This window comes from Fictibacillus iocasae (genome assembly GCF_042665465.1).
Taxonomy (GTDB): domain Bacteria; phylum Bacillota; class Bacilli; order Bacillales; family Fictibacillaceae; genus Fictibacillus; species Fictibacillus iocasae.
Genome location: NZ_JBHTCP010000049.1, coordinates 16638 through 39713, shown reverse-complemented (window position 1 = coordinate 39713; position 23076 = coordinate 16638). Strand labels below are relative to the sequence as shown.

The window sequence follows — 23076 nt, the reverse complement described above, 5'->3', positions numbered from 1 at the left end:
CTTCTTGTTTTCTTAACGAGTAGAAAGGTTTGATATGTGTGATATACAATCTTCTTTACACCTACCTTTTCATAGCTGGATCTGTTTTCGGTTCGTTCTATAATGTGGTCGGTCTTCGCGTGCCACAAAAAAAATCAATCATCACGCCAGGATCTCATTGCGTCACATGTGACCGCTCGCTGCGCTGGACCGAGCTCGTTCCTGTATGGTCATGGCTGCTACAGGGCGGAAAATGCAAAGGCTGCGGCACACGCATCGCCATTCTTTATCCGCTTATCGAGCTCACAACAGCTATCCTCTTTGCTCTTTCTCCGCTTGTAGTCGGGTGGTCAAAGGAATTGCCTGTCGCTCTCGCACTCGTTTCCTTGCTCATGATCGTTCTGGTGTCGGACATCACCTACATGATCATTTCGGATAAAGTGCTGCTGTTCTTTTTGCCACTATTCGTCCTATTGCGTGTACTTTCACCGCTTGAACCGTGGTATAACATGATTGCTGGCGCTGCGCTTGGGTTTATTCTTTTATTGCTCATCGCCATGATTTCCAAAGGCGGAATGGGCGGCGGTGACATTAAGCTGATGGGCGTGCTTGGCATCGTACTTGGATGGAAAGGGGTGCTCATGGCCTTTTTCCTCGCATCACTATCGGGTGCGCTCATCGGCATGGCACTTATGGCTGCCGGCATCGTGAAACGCCGCGAGCCGATTCCGTTCGGTCCTTTCCTTGTGCTAGGCGCACTTTGTTCATACTTTTTATACGATGAACTCATGTCGTTCTATTTTTCCATCATGACTTTCTCATAAACCGGCTAACCGCTTCTTCAAGAATGCTGTGGCCGGTTTTTCTTATGAAGCTAAATGTTTTTCACATTTTACCGATAGAAGTAACAGAAGAACATGATCAGGGGGAAAGAGGATGGAGCTATTATCGGTTGGTTCGTCCAAGATACCGGCAAAGGAAATTCTGCCAGGGAAGCCTCAACAGCAAGAAACAACATCATCAGAAGCAGGCAAAAAAACGGATAAGCCAGTATCAAAGGAAAGCATTCAAAAAACAATCGAAGGGATCAATGAGTTCTTGAAAAGCTCTCATACATCCACTCGTTTCGTATTGCATGAAAAATTAAACGACTATTACGTGCAGATCGTGGATGACGCCACAAAGGAAATCATGAAGGAAATTCCATCAAAAAAATTCCTCGATTTATATGCAGAAATGATTGAACGAGTAGGCCTCTTTATTGATAAAAAAATATAGGCGGTGAACAGATATGGCAATTAGAATCGGCGGACTAGCAAGCGGCATGGACATCGACACAATGGTTAAAGACCTCATGAAAGCAGAAAGAATGCCATTGAACAAGCTTTCTCAGAAAAAGCAGATTTTGGAGTGGCAGCGGGATGATTTTCGTGAGATGAATAAGCTGATGGATAAGTTCGATCAGTTCATTTTCAAGGAAACTGGAATGCAGAGTACATTTACAAAAAAGAAGGTTACGAGCACGGATGAAACAGCCGTAACCGCAACAGGTTCAGGTGCTGCTGCAAATTTCACTTCTACAATTTCAGTGACAACACTAGCAAAACCGAACCAATGGATTTCGGGAGGAGCTACACTAGCAGACGGGATTACAAAACCTGCAGGGACTGCAAAGCTAAACGAACTGGATGCCTCGCTTCCAGCAACGTTTGATATTACTGTTAAAGTTCAAAAGCCAGGAAGCACTGTTTATGAGGCTCCCGTTAAGATTTCTGTGAATTCAGCAACGGACACCATTGATTCGTTAGCAGCAAAATTGAATAGCGCTGGATTACAGGTCTCAGCTTTTTATGATGCATCCTCAGGGAAATTTGCAATTTCCAATAATAATACAGGTACAGGTTCAAACATATCTCTTGAAAATGCGGATACAATAAAGGTTTTTAGTAAACTTGGGTTTAGTAGCCCCGTGTTAAATGGATCGGGTGGGGAAGATGCGAAGTTCAGTTTAAACGGTGTTTCCAACATGACAAGTAAATCTAACACCGTTACCATCAGTGGTGTTACTTACAGCCTAAAGAAAGAAGGAGTAAGTGCAACAATTACCTCAAACACAGACACAACAGCCATTTTCGACTCAGTCGTTAAGTTTGTGGATGAGTATAACAAAATGGTTGAAGGTGTAAAAGGGAAACTGACAGAAGAGCGGTTCCGTTCCTATCAGCCTCTTTCAACAGAGGAACGAAAAGAACTGAGTGAAAAAGAAGCTGAGCTGTGGGATAAGAAAGCGAAGAGTGGCTTGATTAAAGGGGACAGTATTCTTTCAAGCGGGCTTCAGCAGCTAAGAAGCAAGATGTATGAAAAAGTACCAACTGGATTTGTTGGATTTGAACAGCTTACCAGCTTTGGAATTACTACAACAAACGCCGATCGATCCACAGGGAAACTGACTATTAAGGATGAAGCAAAGCTGAAACAAGCGATTGAAACCAATCCTGAAGCAGTCATGTCATTCTTTACCGGTATACCCGCAAAAGATGGAGTACCTGAAGTAGATGGTATGGTAGATAAATTACGTAAATCTATTAAAGACACGTTAGAGAAGATGGAGAAAAAAGCAGGTACTGCGCTTTTGAACAACTCTCAATTCACCATCGGAAAAGAATTGCTAAACGTAGACAAAAGCATCAACGCATTCGAAGATCGTCTTCGCCGCACGGAGGATCGCTATTGGCGCCAGTTTACGGCGATGGAGAAAGCGATTCAGCAGTCCAACCAGCAGAGCACGTATTTAATGCAGCAGTTTAGCGGCGGGCAGTAATTGATTTGTCATGAAGGAGTGAACGTACTATGTCATTAGCTAATCCGTATCAAGCTTATCAAACCAACTCAGTCCAGACAGCCCCACCCGGGGAGCTGACTTTAATGCTTTACAACGGATGCCTGAAGTTTATTGCAGCCGGAAAGAATGCCGTTCAAGAAAACAACATCGAAGAGAAAAACAAAAATCTTTTAAAGGCGCAGAAAATCATTCAGGAGCTCATGGTCACGCTGAATATGGATGTGGCTGTCTCACAGAACCTGATGCAGATGTATGATTACATGAACCGCCGATTAATCGACGCGAACATTCAAAACTCTGTGGAGATTCTGGAGGAAGTGGAGGGGTATGTAACGGAATTCCGCGACATGTGGAAGGAAGTCATCCAAGTCAACCGCAAGCTTCAGCATGGGGAAGGCGGTAGAGCATAATGTCGATGGTGAACATACTCCTTCAGGTGACGGAAAAGATACATGCTCATGTGACGAGTGGACTGCCGGAAGAGGATGGCCGTGAGGAATACATCGAAACGCTGAACGAGCTGATCGTGAACCGGCAGCTCGTCATCGAGCAGCTTCCCGACCTTTATACCGAGGAAGAGTTGAAGATGGGCATGACGATCCTTCACCTAAATGAAGTGATCGACCCATTGCTGGAAAAGCATTTGAACAGCATTCGAAACAGCCTTTCGCTGCTGAATAAAAAGAAACAGAAATCCTCCCAGTACGCCAATCCGTATCAAGCGGTGTCCGGCGATGGGATGTTTTTTGACAAAAAGAAATAGTTTTAACTCATTTCTTGATGCCATAGACGATCAGGATGATTCCGGCCATGATCCAGACTAAGTTCGAAGCATTCATTTTCGTGGAGATGCCGTAAAGGCCGAGTGTCATGGTCGAGAAAAAGATGATCGGTCCGACCATGGAAAGCAGGGAATTGACGAGGAGCGCCCGCTCGACGGTGTTGTAATGAAGCATAAAGAGAGCGGCCGTTATCTCAAACAACCCGGAGAAAATGCGGATTGCGGCCATTCCGAGTACGATCTTTTCGATGGTTTGCAGCATGTTGCCCACTCCTGTCCTGTGCTGATAGTACAAGTATATGAGCGGGGCATGTGAATAGAAGTGGAATGTAAAAGCGCTCGAAATGGCGTTTTTTCGACAAAACTAGTTGAATTTCGCTAATTTTAAGTCTTTGACAACTTTTTCTAGCCTATGTCATACTATACACATATAGGGCTTAGGCTTCTATACAGATTGTTGAGATGAAGGGATAGTGAAATGCATGCTAGGTAAAGTAAAATGGTTTAACGCAGAAAAAGGATTTGGATTTATCGAGCGCGAAGACGGAGACGATGTGTTTGTACACTTTTCCGCAATCAATTCTGACGGTTACAAGTCGCTTGACGAAGGCCAAGAAGTAGAATTTGATATTGTCGATGGAGCTCGTGGGCCGCAAGCGTCTAACGTAACAAAGATCTAATCTTGCCACCGACTATAACCTTTACCCGCCTGAGTTTTCAGGCGGGTTTTTATTTTAGGTTTTTTTGAAAGGATGACTTCCAATGAAAATCACATTTCCGGTCAAGTTTTTTATAGCCATGACCTTGATCAGCGTCCTCATAGTCTTCAATCATCATGTTATCTTAAACCCACATCCCATTTGGGAAGAGATAGAAGGCATTGCAGCTGCGTTTTTCGTTTTCTTTTTTATAAAAGCAATTAACCGCAAAGGCCACCTCAACCGCTCCTTTCCTGATGCAGTGAATGTTCTTTTCATCACGGGAGGTGTCGTGCTGCCATTAGTTATCTTGTTCTCCACCATATGAGTAAGCCGCTCTTATCGCTCCCCAGTCAAGTGGCCGCTCTAGACGATTTTCAGGCTTGTCGATCGGTTTAAACCCAAACTGTTCATACAATCCATGAGCATCATCCGTGGACAAACCAAACCTTGTTCCTTTCAACTGAGGATGCTCCAAAACACAGCTTAACAGCCACTTGCTCAATTCTTTCCCTCGATGCTCTGGCAAAATAAACACATCAGCCAGCCACGAAAACCGAACAAAGTCGGTCACCACACGAGCAAGACCCACCTGCTGCCGCACGGTCGTTCCATCCTCCAGCAACTCTTCATGATACACCCCATAACAAAGCGGCGTGTTCTCAATCATCACCTCCACCACATGACGCTCAATCCCCTGCGCCCAATACGACTCCTCACTCAAAAATTGATGAATCACATCTCTGTCCAAATCATCTTTATTCATGCTAATGACATATCCATCGCCCCTGCGCCACATAAGAATCCTCCTGAACTATTAAGTTTTAGCTAATATACTCAATATGACATGAGAGCGAGGAAGACTCAATGAAAAGTGGGGTTGTTTTCGTTTTCGTTCGCCGCGCGGGCGTATTCGACACCGCCGCGGCTAAGTTGAAGCGTGGCGCGGGCGACATTGGAGCTCGCTCGGCTGACAAAACACCATTTACGGCTGAGATCCAGCTAGCATCGGACGACTTTCCTTAATTTTACAAAAAGCACTTAAAATAAATTAGAACTAATTGATCCATCCCCGCGCGGGCGCAATCGACACCGCCGCGGCTGAGCTGGTGCAGTGCGCGGGCGACATTGGAGCCCGCTCGGCTGACAAACCACCATTTATGGCTGAGATCCGGCTAGCCTCGGACAACTTCCCGTAAATTTACAAAAAAGCACTTAAAATAAATTAGAACTAATTGATCCATCCTCGCGCGGGCGTATTCGACACCGCCGCGGCTAAGCTGAACCAGCGTGCGGCCTACATCTGAGCCCGCTCGGCTGACAAACCACCATTTACGGCTGAGATCCGGCTAGCCTCGGACAACTTTCCGTTTTCCTACAAATTCCCCCGACGGCGCCACTACAAAAAAAATTTTCCTATACTCAACCAGCCATCAATCACCCATAAATACAGCTAACTAGCGGCATTTTGAAAACCTTGTCGAAAGATGTAAAAATTTTTTAAAGGTTTAGCAGGAATGACGGAAGGGGATATCGAAATATATTAACATCACCGAAAGGAGGAGTTTAAGTTATGAACTTTAACATTCGCGGAGAAAACATCGAGGTAACTGAAGCTCTAAGGAACTATGTTGAGAAGAAGGTCACGAAGCTCACGAAGTACTTTAACGAAACTCCAAACTCCGACGTTCACGTTAACCTGAAAGTCAACAACAGTGAACAGTCCATTGAGGTGACCATTCCGATGAAGGGGCTTTTGCTCCGGGCTGAGGAACGACATCTTGATTTATATGCTGCGATCGACCTGGTCGTCGAGAAGCTCGAACGCCAGATTCGCAAACATAAAACGAAGGTGAACCGCAAATTCCGTGCGGCGGACAATGCCAAGCATATGTTCACGAACGGAACAGAAGGGATCTCGACTCAAGTTCTTGAGGAAGAAGATGAAGAACTCGAAATCGTGCGCGAAAAGCGCTTTGATTTAAAACCGATGGATGCGGAGGAAGCCATCATGCAGATGGATCTTCTTGGCCACAGCTTCTTCGTTTTCAGCAACGCTGAAACGAGCAAGACCAATGTGGTGTACCGCCGAAAAGACGGTAAATATGGATTGATTGTACCTGAAGAAGTGTAGAACGGCCGATAGAATAAGCCGCAGCTGGGTTTCCAGCTGCGGCTTCATTTTTGCGTGTTAAAACGGTGCTAGTACTTTTATTAACAAAGTTTCTACAATAAGCGACAAAAATGGTAGTGTATCACACAAAAAAAATGATAAAATTAAATTATGAAAAAACATTGGTAATACTTTCTATTTACGTAAATGGAATAAGAACTCCTACAGCCGTTGATTTATACAGCCAGCACGACTTTGCTTTTTCACTTTTTAATTACTTCTACTTTACATTGCAGCCCGATTTTCTAGTTGAAAAACAAATAAAGCAGGTGGTGAATCATGAAAACGTATAACCTATTAATCGCAGATGACGATCCCACATCCCGAAACGTGTTAAAGCAGCTTCTTCACCCTTTGCCGCAATTTGTAGTTTGTGGAGAGGCAGAGAACGGGGAAGAACTCATTAACCAGGCGGCTGCACTGCGCCCGGACTTAATTTTGCTGGATATTAATATGCCTCAAACCAATGGAATAAATGCCATTAAAGAGATTATGAAATTTTCGAGCAAAATGAAATTTATTATCATTACGGGGCATGACGAGTATGCAGTAGAAGCATTCAGTTTATCTGTACTTGACTATATCATGAAGCCTGTAGAACGCTCACGGTTGTTTTCTGCCCTTCAAAAAGCGGAAGTGCAATTCAATATGATGCAGAACGATCAGAATCGGAAAGCTACTAAAAAGCTGTTGATGAAAAATAAGGGATCCGTCAGTTTCATTGCCTTTGAGGACATTCTCTTTATTGAAAAAGCGGAGCGAAAAGCTCATATTCATACACTCGACACCGTTTATGAGACGACGGATACATTAGAAACATTGGCACGCAAGATTGATCAACGTTTTATCATGGCTCATCGGTCCTATATCATTAATATGGATTGGATAGAAAACATTACCCCAGTAGATGAAACATTTCGTGTCAGCTTTAGGCATTATGCTGAAATCGCTCATATTTCCAAGCATAAGATGAGTAATGTGCAAAAAATGATTCAAAGTTACATTAGATAAATTTTATGTGGGTCGCCGTGTGAATGGGTACCATTATCTTACAAAGAACAGTATCGCTCGCATGAAAGGGGACAAATGGTACGCAACAGGGTCATTCATGGTTAGACATATGTGTCGAAATACCTGTAAACTTCTTCTATAGTTGAAAAATTCCGAACATGAAGGAGTACCCATGCTGACCTACGATTTAAAAGTAGATCCAGAAACCATTTTAGTAGAATTTCAAGGGGATATTGACACCTACGCTGCGGACTTATTTTACAATGGCCTTTATATCATTGCCGACCATGAAAACCGTTCCTTTTGTCTGCAGTTTGAACATGTAGAGATGATTGACCCAGAAGGTCTGGAGTTCATTCTTACGATGATCAGCAAGGTAACGGCAAAAGGAAATCAAGTGAAAGTGGCTAACTTAGCTTCAGATATACATCATGTGTTATTGCAAAGAAACGCCCGTCTCTGTATATAGAGGCGGGCGTTTCTATTTTTAGTTCTTAAGGTGTTTCTTTATGGACTCTAGCAGTACGTCAACATTAACAGGCTTTGTTACATATTCGCTTAATCCCATGCTCAGCGCCTTTTGAATGCTTTGCGGCATTGCATCGGCACTTACAGCAATAACGGGGATATAAGCGGTGACAGGATGGCTGTTTAATGCGGTGAAGACCTCATATCCGTTCATTTTGGGCAATTGAATATCCAGTAAGATTAAATCGGGCTTGATTTTTTTAGCTAATATTAGCCCGTCTTCTCCTGTTAGGGCAATCTCCAGGTTAACGTTCGGCAATAGTTTAATAATGTTCTTCATCAATGAAATATTCATCTTGTTATCTTCTATATACAGTACGGTACCGGATATAACTGCATTTTCCGTAGAAGTGGAAACACGTTCCTTCGCGACAGGCAGAGAAATCCAAAATGTACTTCCGTGGCCATGCTTGGATTCCACCCCAATATGGCCGCTCATCCGATCCATCAGCTCTCTAGCTAAAGAAAGACCGATGCCTGTTCCATCTGTTAGATCACTATGCTCTTCACCGCGGTAGAACGGATTGAAGATAAAGGGCAGGTCCTCGCTTGAAATACCGGTGCCCGTGTCAGCTATGGAAATTTTCAAGCTGTCTTCCGTCCATACATGGCTGATTTGTATACTTCCTCCAAACCGATTGTATTGGACGGCATTCATTAACAAATGATGAAGCACGCGTTTCAGTTTTTCTGCGTTCGCGCTCACCAATGGCATCGATGCTTTTTGGTCAAGAGAGCGAGATATGGCCACCTTTTTCATGGCTGCCTGTTGCTGGATGGACTCTATGGCAGACTCGAGTACCGTTTCGGCTTTCACTGGTTCTAGTTTATATGTGATAGGGCTCTTTCTGTCGCTCGCTTCTGCATATTCAAGTATCTCATTAATAAGCCAAAGCAGGTGTGAACCGGCATTCTGTACATCCATCATATGATTTAGTTGATTCTCGCTTAGAGTATCAACCCGATCAGCAAGGAGAAGGTCCGTAAAGCCTATTATGGAGTTTAATGGTGTACGAAGCTCATGACTCATCATAGAAAGAAACGCTGTTTTTGCTTGATTGGCCCGGTCTGCGGCCAGCTTTTTCATACGAAGCCGTTCCATCCATAAGCTTCTTTCTATGGTAATGGCAGCCTGGCTGCAAATGGTGTTCATCAGCTCGAGTTCATCTGGCGTAAAGCAAGCCTTTTTAAAGGAACCAAACGAAAGGGTGCCAATGAATCTGTTAAAAGCGACAAGCGGATAGCAAGCATACGATTGGACGCCTAATTTTTTTATAATATGTACTTTTGGATCGTTGGAGCAGTGAACATTTTCAAGCGTCATTTTTGTCTTGGATTGAGCGACAAATCCACAAACGGCTTGTCCGAATTCCAGACGCTCTAGTGCTATTGCGTCTTTTTCTGATATGCCGGCATAGTTCGTTAGCCGAAGTATGCCGTTTTCTTCTATATAATTAATGTACACATCAAGCTGCAGTATATCGGTCAGCTGCGTAAACAGATTATCAAGGATAATCTTTGGATCATGCTGCATGATCATCTCGTTCGCTGCTTCTGTCAATATCGTTAAGTAACGTAAATCAGGTGTTGTTTCTCCGATGTTATTCTCGGGTCTTAACAACCGCATGATAATGGTAAAGGTATTCTCACCCGGATAAACATTTACTTCCTTCCAATGAGCGCTAGGTGAAGTTACTTGATAATGAAACTTTGAACTTGCTGTTTGCTGTTCCGCTGCCCGGAGATTGTCGACGAGTATAGGGTTCGCCTCCTTTAAAGCATCCAGGAGTGATTTACCGGCTAAGTCAGTAGGATCAACGCTTAAGAAGAGCTCAGCTTCCGCGTTAGATTCCATTATGTTCCAATTTTTATCCGTTACGATGAATAGATCCTGGTTCGTTGCTTGATTAAGTGCGGTAGGCATAAGTTGAGTAGATGACATTTAACCATCTCCAATTCTAGAATCCTATCTATTTTAAACCATAATATGGATGATTGCTGTAAGTTTTCTTGAAAAGGTTTGAAAGATGTTTCAATGGTCCTTATTTTTCATTTTTCTATACAAATATGCTAGGACAAAAGAAAGGAATATTGCATTACAATGAAAATAATCGGTCTTTCAACCTATCATTATGTAATGTGAATGAAACAATTTAGCTTTCATGCGTCTGTAATCATACTTTTTGCCTATATAACATTACATAATTCGACAAAAATGGTTATTACGTCTCTAAAGGTTGTAAGCGATTTATTGTATCATTAAATCAATATTTAATTAAACGGGGTATATGACATGCACGTTACACATTACAACAGCTATTTAGTGCTGTTATCACTATGCATCTCTGTATTTGCATCCTATGTGGCCTTGTATTTTGTGGAAAAAAGTACTGCGCAAAAGTTTGGATATCGCATCCTTTATGCCGGTTCCGCTTTTGGTTTGGGAATATGGGCGATGCATTTCTTAGCGATGACGTCGATGGAAATTGAGCAGCAATATGACCCCATCATGACGATTGTCTCGCTGCTTATTGCCATTGCCGCCTCGTCGCTTTCCTTCTTCCTGTTGTTTTATTTTAAGAGAAAGATGATTGGCTTGATCTTTTCCAGCCTTTTATTAAGTACAGGGATTACCTCCATGCATTATATAGGCATTTACGCGATGGAATATAAAGGGCTGCTTGTTTTTAATTTGTTCTATATTGTTTTATCAAAAATTATTACGTTCTTTATATGCTTCGGCGCGTTGAATATCTTTTATTTTGTTAAGGATGGTTCGAAGCTATTGTTTATTAATAAATGGACAAGTGCCTTATTCATGGGTTTGAGCATTCCTTCTATGCATTTTGTCGCAATGAACGGGTTAAGCTTTCTGCCTGATGAATCCCTTTCTCTTTCACCCGGTTCTATTGAGGAGTCTATGCTGCCAGTCGTAGTTGTCTTCATAACCGCTACGATTATCGTGGCTAGTCTGTTGTTAGCCGGATATGAGAATAAGGTGGCGAAGGAAGCAGCCAAGTGGGGAGAAGAACGTTATCAATCACTGTTCCGTCATAATCCGGATGCCGTATTCACTCTGGACTTGGACGGGCGTTTCATGTCTATTAACCCTGCTGGAGAAGCATTAACTGGCTATAAAGCAGAAGAGCTTATTGGTCAATCTTTCGCTCCGTTAATTTCAGTAGAAGACATAGAGCGGACGTATTATCATTTCAAAAAGTCGTTAGAGGGACACTCTCAGGAATATACCATTTGGGCGATTAACAAGCAGAACGAGAGAAGATTGGTAAGCGTCAAAAATGTTCCGATGATCTGGCGGGAGAAAATTGTCGGAGCTTATAGCATTTGCACCGACATCACTCAGCTTCATCAGACACAAAAGGATTTGAAAAAAGAACAGACACTATATAAGACCATTCTTAGTACCATGTCAGACGGTCTTGTTGTGATTGATCAAAAAGGGAAAATGATACTGGCTAACGAGAATGCCGCCAATATGATGAACATGAGCTATGAGGACTTTTTAAAAACGAGCCCGCTGAATCCTTCATGGCAGCTCATTCGGGAAGACGGATCCGATTATCTGCCGGAAGAAAAACCTGTTTTCCAATCATTGATGACAGGTGAAACCTTTAATCGCAGAGTAATCGGTGTCAAACAGACGTTGCAAGGTGATCTTAAATCTGTACTATGGGCTTCTGCTAACGTTTCACCGATGATGATGGATGGTGTATTGAAAGGTGTCATCATAACTTTCAGGGACATTACGAAGCAAAAGGAGCAAGAAGATGAATTGAAGGTTTCCAATGAAATCATGAGCACCTTGATCGAGAACCTTCAGTTCGGAGTGCTGGAAGAGGATGAACACCGCAATATTCTGCTCGCCAACAAGGAATGCTTTAAAATCTTCGGTTCCACCGCTGATCCGAAAACTTTATATGGACAAAATATCAGTAACTTAGCACAGCATCTTCGCCGTCTGTTTCCGGACCACCTAGAGGTAAAGCGGAATACAGATGCGTTAATTGAAAATCAAAAAGTAGTGACAGACGAAATTACGATTAACACAGGCAGGCTTATTAGAAGAACGTATATACCGATATTTTCCAATGAGGTGTATAAAGGACATTTCTGGAAAGTGGAAGATATTACAGAAGAGCGAAAGCTGGAAGAATCACTTTATTTAGCAAAAGAAGAAGCGGAGAAGGCGAACCGGACAAAGTCAGAGTTTCTGTCCAAAATGAGCCATGAGCTGCGCACACCGCTTAACGCTATTTTAGGTTTTGCGCAAATATTGGAATTTGACTTAGAAGAGCCATTAACGCTCCAGCAAAACCAACGAGTACAAGAAATCTTGCAGGCTGGAAGACACCTCCTGCATTTGATTAACGAAGTACTGGATCTTTCGAGGATAGAAGCGGGCCATACAGCTTTTGAATTTCAGCATGTGGTCTTTCAGGATCTGTTGAACCAGTCACTGGCACTCGTCCAAAAACAGGCAGCGGAGATGGATGTGAGGATTTCCATCAAGGAACTTCCTGAAACGCCAGCTATTCTTAACGTGGATGCAACTCGATTCCAGCAAATCGTATTAAACTTGCTGACAAACGCGATTAAGTACAATAAGGAAGAAGGCCGTGTTCAATTGTCAGCTGTTTTAAAGGAAGATTATTTAACTCTTCATGTTGAGGATACGGGAACCGGAATACCGGAAAGTGAACTTCCCTTCATCTTTGATCCTTTTTATCGAGGAAGCTTCGTCAAAAGAAGCATTGAAGGAACGGGAGTAGGATTATCCATTGCTAAAATGATGACAGAAAAAATGGGCGGAGAGATGCTTGTTCAAAGTGAGGAAGGTACAGGAAGCTTGTTCACCATCCGGTTTCCTGTCGCTAATCAAATCATGGATGCTCTGCTTCCCGAAGAACGAAAAGAATCTTACCATTTTTCCTCTAAAAAAATCTTATACATTGAAGACAATGCTTCAAACACGGCAGTAATGAAGCAGTTTCTGCGCAGTGTTGACGGCATAGAGCTGACGACAGCACGGTCTCCTGGTGAAGGGTTGATGCTTGCTAAATCGGTTGTTCCGGATCTTATCCTGCTCGATCTTCATATGCCAGGAATGAGCGGCATGGAAGTGTTTGACCTATTAAGAAGAACAGGGACGACACAGTTAATTCCCATCATCGCTGTTAGTGCTGCTGCTATGGAATCGGATATTCAACAGGCTATGGCAGCAGGGTTCACGGACTACGTTACCAAACCAATCGATGTGAACAGATTGTTGAACATATTAAGCAAACATTTGAATGAAGAGGTAAATGAGGTGATTTCTTGAACCAGTATAAAGTCATTATTGCAGAGGACCATGGCCCCTCGAGAGAAGTGTTAAAGCACTTTATGAAAGGGCTGACGGAGTACGAAATATGCGGAGAGGCCTCAAACGGTGAAGAATTGATCGGTCAGGCCATCATTCATCAGCCCGATCTGCTGCTGCTGGACATCCATATGCCAGGATTGAATGGAATTGATGCGATTAAGAAAATTATGCAGATTGTTCCGCCTATCAAGTTTATTTTTATTACAGGCTATGATGAATTTGCTGTAGAAGCGTTTAACCTTGCAGCGGTGGATTACATTGTTAAACCTGTAGAACGGGACAGATTACTGACCGCTCTTCACAAATTTACCGTCACCTCATTAATAGGTACTGGAGAACCAAAAGACCCAATCACTGTATCCAAGCTCGTGTTGAGGCATAGAGGGAGCAGGCACTATATCAACTTCAGCGACATCATTTTTATTGAAAAGGCAGGCCGGAAAGCGATGATTCATACAGCAGAAGATGTCTATGAATCGGGAGAAACATTGGAGTCACTGCTGAAAAAACTTAATCACACCTTTTTGCTGACACACCGGTCGTATATTATTAACTTGGAATGGATTGCTCACATTACGGCAGTGGATGAAACGTATCGAGTCAGCTTTAAAAAATATCCTTTAAAAGCCATGATCTCAAAGCACAAAATAGCTCAGACGCAGCTAGCATTGCAGCAGCACTTAAACTAATAGAAAGAATACCACTTGATGAACGGTCTGCTCTGAACGGTTTACATTCCATTTATTCATCAATTGTTCTTAAAAATTACCGAGCGATGGTTAGTCGCTCGGTTTTTTGCGTTTTCTGGCTATAGGATGTATATCAATTTCGGTTTTGGTGGCTTGAATGGTCGAAAACGTGTATTGAATGGCGCTTCAAGCATTCGACATCATTAGACATTTATAGGTAAAATGATACAAAAAACAGGATTAATTAGGTAATGCAGTAAAAATATGAATTTCATTTTTAGTAAGGAGGGAACAATTCAGCGATGATTCAGAAATTTGGAATAAAAACTCACATGCTATTCTTGGTGGGTCTAACGTTTATATGGGGAACTTGCTATGTCAATTCTGTCTTTTCATTGAATATGCTGATTGCAGCGGTTGCGCTAACTCTCCTTACAAGTAAAGCTGCTGCTCATTTTCAGCACCCTTCAAAGGAGCTGCAGCTAACACCAATACATAGATTACCCTGTCGTAAGGAGTTCGAAACCTTTGTCCAGGAAAAAATTAACGATAATTCTTCATTCTCAGTAGCTTTGGTGGATATCGACTGTTTTAGGTGGGTTCATCATTTGCTGGAGCATCGCTGGGGTGATGAGATGCTGGAGCTTATTGGAGATAGGCTTAACGAAATGGTTCCTTTCGGAGGCATGATTGCCTCTCAAGGTGGAGACACGTTTTTGATCTATTTGCCAGAGACTGAAGGCGAAAAGCTTGAACAGTGGTCCAAGCAGTTATTCCGCCATATCGCAAAGCCATTCTTTATTAGAGAAAGAGAATTTCATCTAACATGCTGTGTTGGGATGAGCACTTCTAAAATTCATGGTAGGAGTCCGGAGCATTTATTGGCTAATGCCAACATTGCGCTGCATCAGGCCAAAAGCAAAGGGAAGCATTCATTCTGCCTGTTTTCCCTGGATGATCAAGAAAAGATGAAATACAGAATGCATTTGGAGAGAGAATTAAGAAAAGCGATCCATAACAATGAACTGCATTTGTATTATCAGCCGCAAGTCTGTTTAAAGACGCATCAGCTAAAAGGAGCAGAAGCATTGCTCAGATGGCATCACTCAGAGCTAGGGCCGATCTCACCAGCCGTATTTATCCCGATTGCCGAAGAAACTGGGCTGATTGAGCCGATGGGACTTTGGGTGCTGAATAAGGCTGTGAACCAGCTGGCAGGCTGGAGGAGCGAGGGGATTATGCTGGATAGCATTTCGGTCAACCTGTCGCTAAGCCAGTTTAAAGAAGAACGATTTGTAGAAAGAGCGAAGGACATCATTCTGAGGTCCGGCTTAAGCCCGAACCTGCTAAAGATGGAAATTACGGAAAGTGTAGCACTGCTTGATGAATCGGATTTAATCGACAAGTTAAATGACCTGAAAGCGTTCGGTGTTCAGCTCGCCATGGACGACTTTGGGACAGGGTATTCCTCCTTGCATTACCTGCAGGCGCTCCCGATTGACTATCTGAAAATTGATCAGTCGTTTATCAGGCAAATTCACTCGGATTCTTCAAGTCATACGATTACCTCGTTCATCATTCAGCTGGCCAAAAGCCTGAATTTGAAAATCATCGCTGAAGGGGTAGAAACACAAGTGCAGCTCGAATTTCTGCATCAGCATGATTGTGATGAATGCCAGGGCTTTCTATACTCTCCTGCTATACCGGCCAATCAGTTTCAGTCCTTATATCAGCGCATGAATGCTATTCATACATAATAAAAGTGAAGAAACATCTCACGTCTATGCACGGCTCAATTCAAAAGACCGACTTATCTTATAGTAGAAGGTGCTGCCTTGTTAACCTATACAACAACATTTCAAAAAGACGTTATACAAGTCACATTCCAAGGTGACATTGATAGTGAATCGACTGATATCTTCCAAGAGGAGCTTGCTGCTTTATTTTTGTTAGAAGCTGAATCGGTCGTAATTGAACTGGAGGACGTCGGGTTTGTCGATTCAACAGGGATAGGCTTCATTTTAGGCTTTATTGAAACATTAAAAACTGCAGGTAAAAAAGCAGTGATGGCGTCTATAACGGAAGATGTTTACGAGATTTTTCAGCTCCTTCAAATTGAAGAAATCATCGGGGATGAAGTATTTGAAGGAATAAGAATCGTCTGATGGAGCTTGCCCATAGTGGCAAGCTTTTTTTCCACCAGCCATATGTGAGGCACGAAATGGAGGGTATGAAATGCAGAAAACGAAACCGGAATATGTTGAAATTCACGAAGGGTTGCTGCCTGTTTTTCAATTACTTACTGATATTGTCGTCATCTTGGAGAAAACAGATCAAACCTTTTTCTATTATTTTGTTAACGAAGCCGCAGAGAAAATCGGCATTGTTAAAGAGAGGGTGGGAACGTGCCATGCACTCTATCATGAGGGCGATGTTTTTGAGCATTTTCAGCAAACATTAAACCAGGTAATTCAGGAAAATTGTCCGATTCGACAAAAAGTAGCGCATGTGACAGGTGACAAGGAATATGTTCTTGATATGACGATGACCCCCTACGTCAATCAATCCAGCGGGCGTCAGTTCGTGATGATTCTAGCGCGAGATATGACAGATCAAGTTCAAACCCAAAGACTGCTGAAGGAGAGTGAGGAACGCCTTCAAAAGGTCCTGCACTATTCTCCGATGGGAATGGTCATCTTTTCATTGGACGGTATGATTTCTTATGCGAACAAATCGACCTATGAAGCACTGAAGGCAACGTCCTCTTCACAGGTAATCGGCCGGTCCATTTTTGAATTCATACCGCGTGATGAGGTGGTGCTAGCCAAGGAGCGTCTGGCAGAGGTGATAGCAGGGAAGGATGTTGACGCCTATGTTCTTCAATTAAACGATTGTTTAAATGGAGGGATGTATGCTGAAATCAAGGGGATCCTTGTATCTTTAGGAAATAAAGATGAAGTGATCGTGATGCTGCGCGATGTGACGGAAAGGGTGAACACATTAAGTGCATTGCAGGAAAGTGAAGAAAAATACCGGCTGATTGCAGAGAATACGAAGGATATGATCGCGATAACAGATGCAGAAACATATGGCCGGATTTTGTATGCTTCTCCTTCCCATCAGAGACTTTCCGGCTGTGATTCTGAGGACTTCATTGGCATGCATGCCTCTATGCTTGTGCATCCAGAAGACAGGGAACGGACACAGACCGAATTCGATCTGAAAAGCCTTCTCGGTGAGCCGTTTATGCTTCAATATCGGTACAATACAGTAAGTGATTCAGCTGAAGTATTTGTTGAATCCTCCTTCAGCCCCATTTTTGATGAATACGGAAAAATTGAAAAATACTTGATGATTTCACGTGATGTGACAGAGCGCAGAAACTATGAAAGAAACCTTTTAAAGCTTGCCTATTATGACTCGCTCACAGGATTGCCCAACCGGTTGAGATACCGAGAAGATTTGCTCCTTGAAATCAAACGAGCAAGTAAAGAAGGACTGTCATTTGGCTTGATTTATTTAGATATTGATTCCTTTAAGGTCATTAACGATACGTATGGACATGACGCAGGTGATCAAGTTCTCCAGGCATTCAGTAAGCGAGTGCGTTCCGCGTTAGGCTCAAAAGGAACGCTGTACCGATTGGCAGGAGATGAATTTGTCATCATTACACAGCCAGGTTCAGTGAAGGAAGAGCTGGGCGAGATCGCAGAGTCCATCATGCGAAGCTTAAGTGAAGCCATTTCTTACAAAAATGAAGCGTTCACAGTGTCTTCCTCTATTGGCATTGCCCTATACCCGGATGATGGATTAACGAGGCATGAACTATTAAAAAAAGCGGACAAAGCCATGTATGACGCAAAGCAAAAAGGAAAGAACACGTATTGTTTTCATTCATAAACCGTGATAGATGTACAAGCCAAACCTCTTGCATTCGCATTTACTAAAAAATGTAGAGGTGATAACAATGTTTGATCGCAAAAGTACGGTTAGCTGTATGATTCATGTTGCGGATCCAGTACCACTGTTTAATGAAAAATTTCCTATTATCTTTTTATGGAGCCCAAAAAGTGGATGTACATCGTTGATAAAATGGTTTTACTTTCAAACTGGGGTACTGGAACAGGCTTTGAATTATAAAAAGTATATAGATTCAACCGGAAAGCATTATCCATGGGTGCATGGGTATCGTATGGAAATTCATCAGCAGCAAAAAAGGTATAAAGAAGATCTATTAGCATACCTTTTGAATGGCGGTAAGGATGTGTACAAACTGGTACGAAATCCTTATACACGGGCTGTCAGCTCATTCTTTATTTTTCTTGCTATACCAGCATTACATGAAACCGTTTTTCCAGAAGAGGTCCAAGAGGGCGTTTCATTTAAACAATATCTTTATAGAATAAAAACAATCGGTTTAGATAGAAAGCTTATTAATTACCATATAGCAAAGCAATACACAGAACATGAAGAATATATCGTGCGACAGTTTATTAGGTTAGAAAACTTTGAAACAGAAATCAGGGCGATTGAAAAAAATCATCAGCTGATTCATTCCCCAATCAGCACCCTCGTCCAATCGTTCCATCATAAGGCACCAAATATGAAATTGAATTCTAAACTGAATTATTCAGAGGTGAACATGCCACTAAAAAAACTGAACGGCCACCTACCACACTATCAATCTCTTTATGATGCGGAATGCAAGGATTTGGTTTGGGAATTGTTTAACGATGATTTTGTTAAATATGGATATCATAAGCATTCAATATAAGTAACTGATCCTGTTGTTAACAGGGTCTTTTTTCATAAACATATAACTTTTTTAAAAAGGTTTTTGTCAGAATTAATAGAATAGTTAAAATAACAACTGTGTTAGGAGGGATTTTGTTTTGTACCACGATACTTTGCTGAAGCAGCTGGCGGCTTACCGGCATAACACATTGTCTGTCGTGGTTGATGTATCAGAGGAGATGGCGGATATTGTGCCGGATGGATTTAACAATAACATTCGCTGGCATCTCGGCCACGTTTATCTTGATCAGTATGATTGGCTGTATCACAACATTAATGAAGAGTCCCCGGTTCCAAAACATTACCGTGAGCTTTTCGGTTTTGGGACAAAGCCAGCAGACTGGAAGCTATCGCCGCCGACTCTCAATGAGCTCAAAACTCGCCTTTCCGATCAAGCAGAACATATTGCACAGCATTTCGGATACAGGCTTGACGAAGAGCTAAATTCTCCCACAGTTCTAGGTATGAACACCTTCGCAGAAATTCTTCCGCGCACCTTTTACCATGAAGGTGTACATATGGGCCATATCATTGCTCTGAAAAAAGCCGTGACTGCCCAGACGTCCGCACCATCGCAAGCTTAATCTCTCACAGCCTATGATTCTCTTCATAATCAGTACCAATACGTACAGAATTAGGAGGAACGATGAATGTATGTGACGATTGGCCAAGTATTTGAACAGACAGTGAGGAAATATCCGAACAAAGAAGCGCTCGTTGATTTAGCTAAAAATCAGCGCTGGACGTTCACAGAGTACGACGAGGACGTGAACCGGCTCGCTAACGCGTTAAAAGAGTCTGGCATCCAAAAAGGTGACGTTGTATCCACGTTTCTATTCAACACGAGCGAGCTGGCCATCACGTATTTTGCGTGCGCCAAAATTGGTGCGGTGATCAACCCGATCAATTTCCGTTTAAAATCACAGGAGGTTGCCTTTATCCTGCAAGACTGCCAGCCTCGGCTCGTACTCTATGAAACCATGACCGAACCCCATGTGAAGACACTGCAGCAAGACTTTCCTGCCATTTCATTCTGGTCAATTTCACCATCTGACCAGCCAGACACCATCTTTTTTCATGACCGGCTGCAGTCTGCGAGCAGCGAACATCCGAACATCTCGGTAAAAGAAGACGATCTGTACGCCATCATGTATACGAGCGGAACGACAGGCCGTCCGAAAGGCGTGCTGCATCGCCATCGAGAGATGATCGACATGAGCCTGATCGGCATGAACGCCCTTCATCTCCGGCCGGATGATATCGGACTCGTCGCGGCACCGATGTTTCATTGCGCCGAGCTGCATTGTGCCTTTTTGCCCCGCGTTCATGCGGGCTGCACCAACGTCATCCTCCACCATTTTGATCCAAAAGCCGCACTCTCTGCAATTGAAACCGAGCGGATCTCCATTATGTTCGCCGCTCCGACGATGTGGAACATGATGCTTCAGGAAAATCTCGCAGACTATGATCTGAGCTCGATGCGCTACTGCCTGTATGGCGCCGCACCGATGGCTCCGGCACTCGTGACCAAGCTGAAGGAAGAGATGGGCATGCAGCTCGTCCAAGCATACGGCATGACCGAGATGGGTCCGGCGATCACCTTCCTCGCTGAAGACGAACAGTTCACAAAAGCAGGGTCAGCCGGCAAGGCCTGCTTTAATCATGAAGTCCGCGTTGTGCGCACGAACGAAGACGGACCGAGTGAGCCTGATGCTCTCTGTCCGCCTTATGAGGTCGGAGAGATCATCGTGCAAGGACCTTGTGTGATGAAAGGGTACTTAAACCGTCCAGAGGCGACAGAAAAAGCGTTGTACAAAGGCTGGTATCATAGCGGTGATCTCGGGTTCATGGACAGTGAGGGCTACCTCTATATCTCGGACCGTGTCGATGACATGATCATTTCAGGCGGCGAGAACATCTATCCGCGTGAGGTAGAGGATGTGCTGTATGAGCACCCTGGTGTTCTCGATGTGGCTGTGCTTGGCGAACCGCATGAGAAGTGGGGTGAGCAGGTAACCGCCATCATTGTGAAAAAAGATGGTGCGCTCACTGAAGAAGAGCTGGAGGCGTTCTGCCGCAGCAGCGACAAGCTTGCCTCATACAAGCGACCACGGCGGTTCATTTTTATGGAAGCGCTTCCGCGGAATGCGAGCGGCAAGATTCAAAAGTTTTTGCTTCGCCAACAATACACGGCCAAAAGTGCCGCTAATTAAAAGGAGGAAATAAAATTATGATGATGAATGTGCCTTTACGTGTGACGATGATGCTTGAGCACGCCGAACGTTATTTTCCGAAAAAATATGTGACGAGCCGAACGATGTCAGGCATCCGCCGTTTCACGTACCGTGAGATCGGCGAACGAACGCGCAGGCTTTCCAGTGCTCTCGTCAAGCTTGGTGTTCAAAAAGGCGATAAAGTAGGAACGCTCGCATGGAACCATCACCGCCATCTGGAGGCATATTTTGGAATACCAGGAGCCGAAGCGGTTCTTCATACCATCAACATCCGTCTGTCACCCGAGCATATCGCCTACATCATCAACCATGCGGAAGACAAAATTTTATTGATCGACCAAGATATCCTGCCGCTCGTAGAGGTGCTCAAAGACCACATTCCGAACGTTGAAGCGTTTGTTTTAATGACCGATGACGACAAGCTGCCAGAGTCCCCGCTTCAGCCGATGTATCATTATGAAGAGCTGATCGCTGGCGGTGATCCTTCGTATACGTTTAACGATAAAATTGATGAGAACGATCCGGTCGGCATGTGCTATACCTCTGCGACGACAGGCAATCCGAAAGGTGTCACTTACACACACCGGTCCACCGTGCTTCACAGCCTTGCGCTCGGGCTGACCGACTCTGGCGGTGTGTCAGAGAGCGACATTATCATGCCGGTCGTGCCGATGTTCCACGTGAACGCATGGGGCTTGCCGTTTGCCGCCACCTGGTTCGGCACATCCCAAGTGATGCCTGGTCCGCAGTTCACGCCAAAGCTTTTAGCCGAGCTCATTGAGATGGAGCAGGTTACGTTGGCTGCGGGCGTGCCGACGATCTGGCTCGGGCTGCTGCGCGAACTAGATCAAGGCAGCTATGACACGAGCTCACTCCGTGCCATCCTTTGCGGGGGATCAGCTGCACCGCGCGGCATGATCAAGGCCTTTGAGCAGAAATATAACATCCCGTTCATCCACGCATACGGCATGACAGAAACAAGTCCGCTCGTCGTACTGTCTCGTCTGAAAAGCCATCAGATGGATCTCGACCAAGAAGCGATTCTCGACATCCGTGCGATGCAGGGCTATGTCGTGCCAGGCGTCGAGATGAAGGTGATCGGAGCGAACGGCGAAGTGAAATGGGACGGCCAGGAAATGGGCGAGCTCGCACTGCGTTCGAACTGGGTATGTGACGAGTACTATAAAGACGATGATAAAAGCGCCTTCTCTGATGGCTGGCTCTACACGGGTGATGTGGTAACAGTCGATGAAGAGGGAACAATAAAAATCGTCGACCGGACGAAGGACCTGATCAAGAGCGGCGGCGAATGGATCTCTTCCGTTGATCTTGAGAATGCGCTCATGGCACATGAGGATATTTTTGAAGCGTCCGTCATCGCCATACCTCATCCAGAATGGCAGGAACGCCCGCTTGCTTGTGTCGTCTTGAAGCCTGAAGCACCAGGGCGCGTCACGAAGCAGGATATCCAGGATTACCTAAGGCCGATGTTCGCCAAGTGGTGGATTCCAGACGATGTGGTGTTCTTGAGCGAAATTCCAAAAACGTCTGTAGGGAAATTCCTGAAACGCGCACTGCGTGACCGATTGAAGGATCATTATAGTGTCATTAACAACTAAAATGAGGGCTCCGCATGCTGATGTCATGCGGAGCTTTTTATTTTGTTGGTTGTTCATGTGGGGAGCAAGGGTGGATAGGATTGGCTATGCTAAGACTACGGCGATGGCGCGAAAGTTGTGAATAGTGGCGCGCAAATTTAGATTCGGATCAGAAAGCCGCTTGTGTGAGAATGAATATGGCATGCAAAAGCGGAACGGCACGAAAAATGTGAGAACTCGCGCGGAAAAATACTGATGCTGCGAGGAAAATGATGATATGGCGTGCAATCTAGAAATTTGGCGCGAAAGCTAATGAGAAGAGTGAATAGAGTTGTAGTCATAAGCCGAAAAGTGCAATTGGTGTGA

General features: G+C 43.9%; 22 protein-coding genes. 19 read left to right on the top strand and 3 right to left on the bottom strand.

Annotation, left to right across the window (positions count from 1 at the left end):
• Positions 1 to 38 precede the first annotated feature (38 nt).
• The 5 genes from ACFQPF_RS15280 (at position 39) to fliT (ending at position 3584) form a co-directional block, all read left to right on the top strand.
• Positions 39 to 803 carry a prepilin peptidase gene (locus tag ACFQPF_RS15280; RefSeq protein ID WP_379750567.1) on the top strand — a complete coding sequence of 255 codons (765 nt, stop codon included), beginning with the start codon at positions 39 to 41 and terminating at the stop codon, positions 801 to 803.
• A gap of 112 nt (positions 804 to 915) precedes the next feature.
• On the top strand, positions 916 to 1257 hold the full coding sequence (gene flaG, locus ACFQPF_RS15275) for a flagellar protein FlaG (RefSeq protein ID WP_379750566.1): 342 nt from the start codon (positions 916 to 918) through the stop codon (positions 1255 to 1257).
• A 13-nt stretch (positions 1258 to 1270) separates the two neighbouring features.
• Positions 1271 to 2800: a flagellar hook-associated protein 2 gene (locus tag ACFQPF_RS15270; RefSeq protein ID WP_379750565.1), complete on the top strand. Its 1530-nt coding sequence runs from the start codon at positions 1271 to 1273 to the stop codon at positions 2798 to 2800.
• Between the two features lie 29 nt (positions 2801 to 2829).
• The gene (gene fliS, locus ACFQPF_RS15265) at positions 2830 to 3231 is read left to right on the top strand and encodes a flagellar export chaperone FliS (RefSeq protein ID WP_379750564.1); all 402 of its coding nucleotides are present in this window, start codon (positions 2830 to 2832) and stop codon (positions 3229 to 3231) included.
• Positions 3231 to 3584 carry a flagellar protein FliT gene (fliT, locus tag ACFQPF_RS15260; RefSeq protein WP_379750563.1) on the top strand — a complete coding sequence of 118 codons (354 nt, stop codon included), beginning with the start codon at positions 3231 to 3233 and terminating at the stop codon, positions 3582 to 3584. The genes fliS and fliT overlap by 1 nt, the downstream gene beginning before the upstream one ends.
• A gap of 7 nt (positions 3585 to 3591) precedes the next feature.
• On the opposite strand, the gene ACFQPF_RS15255 is transcribed toward fliT, so the two are convergent.
• The gene (locus ACFQPF_RS15255; RefSeq protein ID WP_379750562.1) at positions 3592 to 3864 is read right to left on the bottom strand and encodes a YqhV family protein; all 273 of its coding nucleotides are present in this window, start codon (positions 3862 to 3864) and stop codon (positions 3592 to 3594) included.
• 220 nt (positions 3865 to 4084) lie between these two features.
• On the opposite strand from ACFQPF_RS15255, the gene ACFQPF_RS15250 reads away from it, so the two are divergent.
• Positions 4085 to 4282, top strand: coding sequence for a cold shock domain-containing protein (locus tag ACFQPF_RS15250; RefSeq protein WP_379750561.1), 198 nt, complete (start codon positions 4085 to 4087; stop codon positions 4280 to 4282).
• 82 nt (positions 4283 to 4364) lie between these two features.
• Positions 4365 to 4628 carry a hypothetical protein gene (locus ACFQPF_RS15245; RefSeq protein ID WP_379750560.1) on the top strand — a complete coding sequence of 88 codons (264 nt, stop codon included), beginning with the start codon at positions 4365 to 4367 and terminating at the stop codon, positions 4626 to 4628.
• Here ACFQPF_RS15245 and ACFQPF_RS15240 read toward each other — a convergent pair.
• Entirely contained in the window at positions 4602 to 5099 is a 498-nt protein-coding gene (locus ACFQPF_RS15240; RefSeq protein ID WP_379750559.1) for a GNAT family N-acetyltransferase, read from the bottom strand. The two genes, ACFQPF_RS15245 and ACFQPF_RS15240, sit on opposite strands and share 27 nt — an antisense overlap.
• A 774-nt stretch (positions 5100 to 5873) precedes the next feature.
• Between ACFQPF_RS15240 and hpf the strand changes: the two genes are divergently transcribed.
• The 3 genes from hpf to ACFQPF_RS15225 all read left to right on the top strand — a co-directional run bounded on the left by hpf (position 5874) and on the right by ACFQPF_RS15225 (position 7953).
• Complete coding sequence (gene hpf, locus ACFQPF_RS15235; protein WP_379750558.1) at positions 5874 to 6434, top strand: ribosome hibernation-promoting factor, HPF/YfiA family; 561 nt, start codon at positions 5874 to 5876, stop codon at positions 6432 to 6434.
• Between the two features lie 318 nt (positions 6435 to 6752).
• Positions 6753 to 7484 (top strand): LytR/AlgR family response regulator transcription factor, encoded by a 732-nt coding sequence (locus ACFQPF_RS15230; RefSeq protein ID WP_379750557.1) that lies wholly within the window; start codon positions 6753 to 6755, stop codon positions 7482 to 7484.
• 172 nt (positions 7485 to 7656) lie between these two features.
• Positions 7657 to 7953 (top strand): STAS domain-containing protein, encoded by a 297-nt coding sequence (locus ACFQPF_RS15225; RefSeq protein ID WP_379750556.1) that lies wholly within the window; start codon positions 7657 to 7659, stop codon positions 7951 to 7953.
• Positions 7954 to 7971: 18 nt separating this feature from the next.
• Here ACFQPF_RS15225 and ACFQPF_RS15220 read toward each other — a convergent pair whose 3' ends face one another.
• Positions 7972 to 9954 carry an ATP-binding protein gene (locus ACFQPF_RS15220; RefSeq protein WP_379750555.1) on the bottom strand — a complete coding sequence of 661 codons (1983 nt, stop codon included), beginning with the start codon at positions 9952 to 9954 and terminating at the stop codon, positions 7972 to 7974.
• A gap of 351 nt (positions 9955 to 10305) precedes the next feature.
• On the opposite strand from ACFQPF_RS15220, the gene ACFQPF_RS15215 reads away from it, so the two are divergent.
• From ACFQPF_RS15215 to ACFQPF_RS15175, 9 genes are all read left to right on the top strand, one after another.
• Complete coding sequence (locus tag ACFQPF_RS15215) at positions 10306 to 13353, top strand: PAS domain S-box protein (protein WP_379750554.1); 3048 nt, start codon at positions 10306 to 10308, stop codon at positions 13351 to 13353.
• Positions 13350 to 14084, top strand: coding sequence for a LytR/AlgR family response regulator transcription factor (locus tag ACFQPF_RS15210; RefSeq protein ID WP_379750553.1), 735 nt, complete (start codon positions 13350 to 13352; stop codon positions 14082 to 14084). The genes ACFQPF_RS15215 and ACFQPF_RS15210 overlap by 4 nt, the downstream gene beginning before the upstream one ends.
• Before the next feature lie 302 nt (positions 14085 to 14386).
• On the top strand, positions 14387 to 15841 hold the full coding sequence (locus ACFQPF_RS15205; RefSeq protein ID WP_379750552.1) for a putative bifunctional diguanylate cyclase/phosphodiesterase: 1455 nt from the start codon (positions 14387 to 14389) through the stop codon (positions 15839 to 15841).
• 78 nt (positions 15842 to 15919) lie between these two features.
• Positions 15920 to 16249, top strand: a complete 330-nt coding sequence (locus ACFQPF_RS15200) for an STAS domain-containing protein (protein WP_379750551.1) — start codon at positions 15920 to 15922, stop codon at positions 16247 to 16249.
• A gap of 70 nt (positions 16250 to 16319) precedes the next feature.
• On the top strand, positions 16320 to 17984 hold the full coding sequence (locus ACFQPF_RS15195) for a sensor domain-containing protein (protein ID WP_379750550.1): 1665 nt from the start codon (positions 16320 to 16322) through the stop codon (positions 17982 to 17984).
• Between the two features lie 67 nt (positions 17985 to 18051).
• Complete coding sequence (locus ACFQPF_RS15190; protein WP_379750549.1) at positions 18052 to 18858, top strand: sulfotransferase family 2 domain-containing protein; 807 nt, start codon at positions 18052 to 18054, stop codon at positions 18856 to 18858.
• A gap of 118 nt (positions 18859 to 18976) precedes the next feature.
• Positions 18977 to 19462: a DinB family protein gene (locus tag ACFQPF_RS15185; protein WP_379750548.1), complete on the top strand. Its 486-nt coding sequence runs from the start codon at positions 18977 to 18979 to the stop codon at positions 19460 to 19462.
• Positions 19463 to 19528: 66 nt separating this feature from the next.
• On the top strand, positions 19529 to 21091 hold the full coding sequence (locus tag ACFQPF_RS15180; protein ID WP_379750547.1) for a fatty acid--CoA ligase: 1563 nt from the start codon (positions 19529 to 19531) through the stop codon (positions 21089 to 21091).
• 20 nt (positions 21092 to 21111) lie between these two features.
• A complete protein-coding gene (locus tag ACFQPF_RS15175) occupies positions 21112 to 22731 on the top strand; it encodes a long-chain fatty acid--CoA ligase (RefSeq protein ID WP_379750665.1) in 1620 nt (539 codons plus the stop codon).
• Positions 22732 to 23076: the final 345 nt, after the last annotated feature.

Coding starts and splice junctions, on each gene's coding strand:
- ACFQPF_RS15180 (WP_379750547.1), top strand. CDS start 19,529: ATGTATGTGACGATTGGCCAAGTATTTGAACAGACAGTGAGGAAATAT.
- ACFQPF_RS15190 (WP_379750549.1), top strand. CDS start 18,052: ATGTTTGATCGCAAAAGTACGGTTAGCTGTATGATTCATGTTGCGGAT.
- fliS (WP_379750564.1), top strand. CDS start 2,830: ATGTCATTAGCTAATCCGTATCAAGCTTATCAAACCAACTCAGTCCAG.
- ACFQPF_RS15240 (WP_379750559.1), bottom strand. CDS start 5,099: ATGTGGCGCAGGGGCGATGGATATGTCATTAGCATGAATAAAGATGAT.
- ACFQPF_RS15250 (WP_379750561.1), top strand. CDS start 4,085: ATGCTAGGTAAAGTAAAATGGTTTAACGCAGAAAAAGGATTTGGATTT.
- ACFQPF_RS15230 (WP_379750557.1), top strand. CDS start 6,753: ATGAAAACGTATAACCTATTAATCGCAGATGACGATCCCACATCCCGA.
- ACFQPF_RS15220 (WP_379750555.1), bottom strand. CDS start 9,954: ATGTCATCTACTCAACTTATGCCTACCGCACTTAATCAAGCAACGAAC.
- flaG (WP_379750566.1), top strand. CDS start 916: ATGGAGCTATTATCGGTTGGTTCGTCCAAGATACCGGCAAAGGAAATT.
- ACFQPF_RS15225 (WP_379750556.1), top strand. CDS start 7,657: ATGCTGACCTACGATTTAAAAGTAGATCCAGAAACCATTTTAGTAGAA.
- ACFQPF_RS15215 (WP_379750554.1), top strand. CDS start 10,306: ATGCACGTTACACATTACAACAGCTATTTAGTGCTGTTATCACTATGC.
- ACFQPF_RS15195 (WP_379750550.1), top strand. CDS start 16,320: ATGCAGAAAACGAAACCGGAATATGTTGAAATTCACGAAGGGTTGCTG.
- ACFQPF_RS15270 (WP_379750565.1), top strand. CDS start 1,271: ATGGCAATTAGAATCGGCGGACTAGCAAGCGGCATGGACATCGACACA.
- ACFQPF_RS15205 (WP_379750552.1), top strand. CDS start 14,387: ATGATTCAGAAATTTGGAATAAAAACTCACATGCTATTCTTGGTGGGT.
- ACFQPF_RS15175 (WP_379750665.1), top strand. CDS start 21,112: ATGATGAATGTGCCTTTACGTGTGACGATGATGCTTGAGCACGCCGAA.
- hpf (WP_379750558.1), top strand. CDS start 5,874: ATGAACTTTAACATTCGCGGAGAAAACATCGAGGTAACTGAAGCTCTA.
- fliT (WP_379750563.1), top strand. CDS start 3,231: ATGTCGATGGTGAACATACTCCTTCAGGTGACGGAAAAGATACATGCT.
- ACFQPF_RS15245 (WP_379750560.1), top strand. CDS start 4,365: ATGAAAATCACATTTCCGGTCAAGTTTTTTATAGCCATGACCTTGATC.
- ACFQPF_RS15255 (WP_379750562.1), bottom strand. CDS start 3,864: ATGCTGCAAACCATCGAAAAGATCGTACTCGGAATGGCCGCAATCCGC.